This window comes from Paracoccus sp. TRP, from assembly GCF_000185925.1.
Lineage (GTDB): Bacteria > Pseudomonadota > Alphaproteobacteria > Rhodobacterales > Rhodobacteraceae > Paracoccus > Paracoccus kondratievae.
Window position 1 is genome coordinate 1 of record NZ_AEPN01000085.1, and the last position, 5,467, is coordinate 5,467.

Annotated in this window: 3 protein-coding genes; all 3 read left to right on the forward strand. The window is 60.8% G+C overall.

Features of this window, described 5'->3' with window-relative positions; all coding sequences use genetic code 11:
- Nucleotides 1-254 precede the first annotated feature (254 nt).
- From PARACOCCUSGL_RS0119500 to PARACOCCUSGL_RS0119510, 3 genes are read left to right on the forward strand one after another with little or no spacing between them, the layout of a single operon-like run.
- The gene (locus PARACOCCUSGL_RS0119500; RefSeq protein WP_010400559.1) at nt 255-1,160 is read left to right on the forward strand and encodes an Abi family protein; all 906 of its coding nucleotides are present in this window, start codon (nt 255-257) and stop codon (nt 1,158-1,160) included.
- Nucleotides 1,157-2,389: a restriction endonuclease subunit S gene (locus tag PARACOCCUSGL_RS21315; protein ID WP_010400561.1), complete on the forward strand. Its 1,233-nt coding sequence runs from the start codon at nt 1,157-1,159 to the stop codon at nt 2,387-2,389. Before PARACOCCUSGL_RS0119500 ends, PARACOCCUSGL_RS21315 begins: the two co-directional genes overlap by 4 nt.
- Nucleotides 2,386-5,376 (forward strand): type I restriction endonuclease subunit R, encoded by a 2,991-nt coding sequence (locus PARACOCCUSGL_RS0119510; RefSeq protein ID WP_010400564.1) that lies wholly within the window; start codon nt 2,386-2,388, stop codon nt 5,374-5,376. Before PARACOCCUSGL_RS21315 ends, PARACOCCUSGL_RS0119510 begins: the two co-directional genes overlap by 4 nt.
- The last annotated feature ends 91 nt before the right edge of the window (nt 5,377-5,467 follow it).

A 5,467-nucleotide genomic window follows, 5' to 3' on the forward strand; every position in this document is an offset into this window, starting at 1 on the left:
TGGCTCCGCCATTTGTCAACATGACCTAAAGACGCTGGAAACCGAGATCGCCGAGCTGCTGAAAGAGGTGGCGCGATGATTTCTTCGCCGCTGCGCCCGCTTTCTTGTTGCTTTATTAACCCGGTTGTCCTATCTACCACCGTAACAAGACCCGCCACGCCTCGGGCGCCGCTTCGGCAGCGCACTGCGCACCCTGGCGGGTTGCTTGTATTTAAGGCCCCGGATTCTGCGTCCAAGCGGCGTGGGGCGCTGGCATGAAGTTCAACAAGCCCGCCACTTCTATCAACGATCAGATCGCCCTGTTGCGCCGGCGCGGCATGGTCGTAAACGACGAGGCCACGGCCCGCCACTACCTTGGTCACATCTCCTATTATCGCCTTCGGGCCTACTGGCTGCCGTTCGAGGTTCCGGCCGCCGATGGCGATCATGCCCTGACGCCCGGCACCCGGTTCGAGGACGTGCTGGCCCTCTATGTCTTCGACCGCCAGCTTCGGCTGATGGTGATGGACGCGGTGGAGCGGGTCGAGGTCGCGATCCGCGCGCAATGGGCGCATCACATGGCCATGACATATGGCGCGCATGGCTATCTGGACCAGGCGCATTACGGCCACGTTACCCGCCATGCCACCGCCGTGGCAGACCTGACCAAGGAGTTCCGGCGCTCGCGCGACACCTTTGCCGAGCACTACCGCAAGAAATACACCGCGCCCAAGCTGCCGCCGGTCTGGATGGCGGCCGAAGTGATGTCCTTCGGCCTGTTGTCCAAGTTCCTCGGCGATCTGAAGCTGCGGGCTGATCGGCAGGCCATCGCACGACCCTTCGGGCTGGATGAAAAGGTGCTGACCTCCTTCGCGCATCACATGAGCCATGTGCGCAATATCTGCGCTCATCATGGCCGGCTGTGGAACCGGCGCTTCACTATCAGGATGGCGGTGCCGAGGTCGCCAGCAAGGCTGGCCATCGCCCTGCGCGGGGCGGATGATCGCTACCTGCACAACACGCTGGTGATGCTGGATCACCTGCTGACCATCGTGGCGCCGGACACGGAATGGCGCGAGCGGCTGGTCGATCATCTGGCGACCTGCCCGCTGCCAACACCGGCGGCGATGGGGTTCCCGGCAGATTGGCAGGGCCGGCAGGCGTGGAGGGTTCAGGGATGAATGGCGAGTGGTCTCAAATTCGTCTTAAGCACGTTGCGCGTAACGTGGTTGATCCCGAGAATTCGGCAGATGCCGATAAGCCGTTCATCGGCCTGGAGGCGATATCCTCATGGACAGGTGCGATAGACGTTCGTGATGAGGACTCTAATTGTGAGCTCGGGAACAGGTTTCAGCGAGGCGATGTTCTGTTCGGCAAGTTGCGGCCTTACCTCGCGAAAGTAGCTGCGCCAGATTTCGATGGACATTGCTCGGGGGAGGCCTTGGTCGTCAGGCCAAAGCGAAACCTCTGCTCGTCATTCCTTTTTTATCTGATGGCGAATCCGGAATTCGTTAATGCCGTCGATGCATCAACGTATGGAGCAAAAATGCCAAGAGCGTCTTGGCATTTCATCGGAAACATGACGTTCTCACTCCCCGACCTTCCCACCCAGAAGACCATTGCGGATTTCCTCGATCTCGAAACCGCCCGCATCGAGCTTCTGATCGAGAAGAAGCGGCAGTTGGTGGCGCGACTGGCCGAACGAGAAAAGGCGCTTCTGCACTTAATGTTTTCGCAGATCAAGGCGAAACGTTGGCGAACCCGGCACTTGGGAAATCTGAGGAACGGTGCCGGCTTTCCCGTTGAATTGCAGGGTAATCCAAATGAAGACATAGCCTTCTTCAAGGTCAAGCATCTGAAGACCTTCGGCCTCGACGCGGCGATCACGGCAACCGAGGATACGGTCTCGGCAGAGACAGCCAGGAAGCTCCGCGCGACGGTGTTTCCCGTTGGGACTATCGTCTTTGCCAAGATTGGCGCCGCGCTCCTCCTCGGGCGATTCTCGATGATCGGGCGTCCGGCTTGCCTCGATAACAACATGGCCGCCTTTGTTCCCAACAAGCGGATGATCGATGCCGATTTCTGCCTGCTCGCCCTGTCACAGATTGACATGGCGACCATGGTTCAGCCCGGTGCCGTTCCTTCCCTCAGCACCGAAGCCTTCTACAGCTACGAACTTCCACTGCCATCGCTGGAGGAACAGCAGGAACTGGTAAGCCGCTTCCGAAGCGAACGGGCGACGCTGTCTTCCATCGCAGATGCGACTAAGACATCAATCGAGCGCCTGCGCGAATTCCGCGCCGCCCTCATCACCGCCGCCGTCACCGGCCAGATCAACCCCGAAACATGGTCCCGCCGCGGCACGACCGACCGCCGACTGGACCAAATCGAAGCGGAGATGGGGGCATGAGCACAACGCACGCAACATTGGCCCACAAGGAAAAGGTCGTTCAGAACCATCTGATCAGCCAGCTGGTGACGGGGCAGGGCTATCTGCACCGCGACCCGAAGGCCGACTATGACCGCGCGCTTGCCATGGATCGCGCTCTGGTCCTGCGCTTTCTGCAAACCACCCAGCCCGAGGAATGGGCGAAGCTCGTCACCCATTACGCCACTTCGGCCGAGGACACGCTGTTCACCCAACTGACCCGCGCGCTGAAGGATCGCGGGCTGCTGGACGTGCTGCGCAGCGGGCTGAAGATCGTCCCGGGCATCCGCTTCGCGCTCTGCTTCTTCCGCCCGGCCAGCGGGATCGAGCCGAAGCGGATCGCCGAGTTCGAGGCGAACATCCTCAGCGTCATGGACGAGGTGGAATACAGCCAGAAGCACGGCGGCCGCCTCGATGTGGTGCTGTTCCTGAACGGTCTGCCGGTGGCGACGATCGAGGCGAAGAACCTGCTGACCGGCTCGACCTTCCGCCATGCCGAGCGGCAGTATCGCACCGACCGCTCGCCCGCGGGCGAGCCTCTCCTGACCTTCAAGCGCGGTGCGTTGGTGCATTTCGCGCTGGACGAAGACAATGTGTCGATGACGACCCGGTTGCAGAACGGCAAGACCCGGTTTCTGCCGTTCAACCGTGGTCGCGACGGCGGTGCCGGCAACCCCGATGTGCCGGGCGAGTTCCGCATCGCCTATCTCTATAGCGACGGGCCATGGGGCGAGGCGATCTTCGCGCGCCGGGTGCTCCTCGATATCCTCGGGCGCTTCATGCACCTTGAGGCGAACGGCAAGTCCGAGGTGATGATCTTCCCCCGCTTCCAGCAACTGGACGCCGTGCGCAAGCTGATGGCCCATGCCGGCGATCATGGCGCGGGGCGGAACTATCTGATCCAGCATTCGGCGGGCTCGGGAAAATCGAACACCATCGCCTGGCTAGCGCATCACGCGATCAACCTGCACGATGCAGCTGATCAGCCCGTGTTCAACACGGCGATTGTCGTCACCGACCGAGTGGTTCTGGACCGCCAGCTTCAGGGGACGGTTGCCCAGTTCGAGCAGACGGCCGGAGTGGTCAAGAAGATCGACGGCACATCACGCGACCTAAAGGAGGCCATCGCCAAGGGTGCGCGCATCATCATTACCACGATCCAGAAGTTCTCGACCGACCATCTGAAGGAATTGTCCGGCCAAGGCACCCGCACCTTCGCGCTGATCATCGACGAGGCCCATTCCAGCCAGTCCGGGAAATCCGCGCAGGCCATGACCGATGCGTTGACCCGCGAGGCCACATCGAGCGACGACATCGAGGACATCATCGCGGAATACCAGAAGAGCCGGGGGCCGCAGGCCAACATCAGCTTCTTCGCCTTCACGGCCACCCCGCGCAATGTCACCCTGGAACGCTTCGGCGTCGAGGGACCGGACGGGCTGCCGCACCCCTTCCACCTCTACTCGATGCGTCAGGCGATTGAAGAGGGGTTCATCCTCGACGTTCTGCAGAACTACATGACCTACAGGGCATATTATCAACTTGAGAAAGCGATCGAGGATGATCCCGAGTTGAACGGCCGGCGTGGGCAACGAAAGGTCGCGCGCTATGCCAGCCTTCATCCCACAGCGATCGGCCAGAAGGTCGAGATCATCGTGGAACATTTCCGCCGGCATGTGATGGGGGAGTTGAACGGCAAGGCAAAGGCGATGATCGTGACGCAGAGCCGCGAGCACGCGTTGCGCTATTTCTTCGGTGTCCGCGACTATATTGCCAGCAACGGCTACGGTGATCTAAAGGCGCTGGTCGCCTTTTCGGGGGATCTCAAGCACAACGGCGAAACCTACACCGAGGCTGAACTCAACGGCTTCTCGGAAACCGAGCTTCCAAGCCGCTTCGACGGTGTTCGCCCCGACGGCACGCCCTTTCCCGAGCAGTATCAGATCCTGATCGTCGCCGAAAAGTATCAGACCGGCTTCGATCAGCCGAAGCTATGCGCCATGTATCTGGACCGAAAGCTCGCGGGTCTTCAGGCCGTTCAGACGCTTTCGCGCTTGAACCGGACCATGGCCGGTAAGGAACGCACCTTCATTCTCGATTTCCAGAACAGCATCGAGGACATCCAGAACGCCTTCCGCCCCTACTATGAGCAGACGGCGCTGGAAGCGATTTCCGACCCGAACCAGGTCTACGACCTCGAAGGCCGGCTGATGAAGTTCGGCTATCTCGACCGGAACGAGATCGAGCGTTTCGCCGCCACCTTCTATAGCGGTCGCCTCCACGGCGCGGACCGGGCCCAACTGGAGGGGCTGGTGCGGCAAGCGGTGGGCCGGTTCGAGGCCGACGAAGACGAGGGGCGACAAGAGGAGTTTCGCCAGCTTCTGAAGAGCTTCATGCGCTTCTACAGCTTCATCGCGCAGGTGATCCGCTTGGAAGACACGGGATTGGAGAAGCTCTATTCCTATGGCGCATGGCTGGCGCGGCTGCTGCCGAACCGCGAGGTGCCGCCGGACATCGAGATCACCGAGGACATGCTGCGCCTGCAAGCGTTCAAGGTGGAGCAGAAGGAGGCCGGGAGTGCCGGCCTGTCGCCGGGCGATTATGCCGCGCTGAAGGCGATCAACGAATTCGGCGCAAAGCCCTATACCGAGGACGAGCAGAAGGAACTGTCTGAGATCGTCAAGGCATTCAACGACAGGCATGGCACGGCCTTCACCGAGGCAGATATCATCCGGCACGAGCCGAGCTACCAAGCGACGATGGACGAAGAGATGACCGAGATGCTGAAAAACAACTCGGCAGATGTGGTCTATACGGCCTTTTCTCAGGCGTTTTTCCAAAGCGTTGTGCGAGGGTATCAACGCGACACGGAAATGCGCGATATCGTGTTGACCGACCCTGAAGCACGGGATCAGTTGATCCGATTCTTCTTCAACCGGGCAATGCGAGAGGTCAGAAAGTCGGCCTGATCCCCCCGCCATGGTTCCTCCCGCGCTCGATCCGTATACGGGGGGGCGCAGCGCGGCATTTCGCTAGGTCATGTTGACAAATGGCGGAGCC

What these genes read in the sequence shown, in the direction of transcription:
- PARACOCCUSGL_RS0119510 (WP_010400564.1), top strand. Translation starts at nt 2,386, where the DNA reads ATGAGCACAACGCACGCAACATTGGCCCACAAGGAAAAGGTCGTTCAG.
- PARACOCCUSGL_RS21315 (WP_010400561.1), top strand. Translation starts at nt 1,157, where the DNA reads ATGAATGGCGAGTGGTCTCAAATTCGTCTTAAGCACGTTGCGCGTAAC.
- PARACOCCUSGL_RS0119500 (WP_010400559.1), top strand. Translation starts at nt 255, where the DNA reads ATGAAGTTCAACAAGCCCGCCACTTCTATCAACGATCAGATCGCCCTG.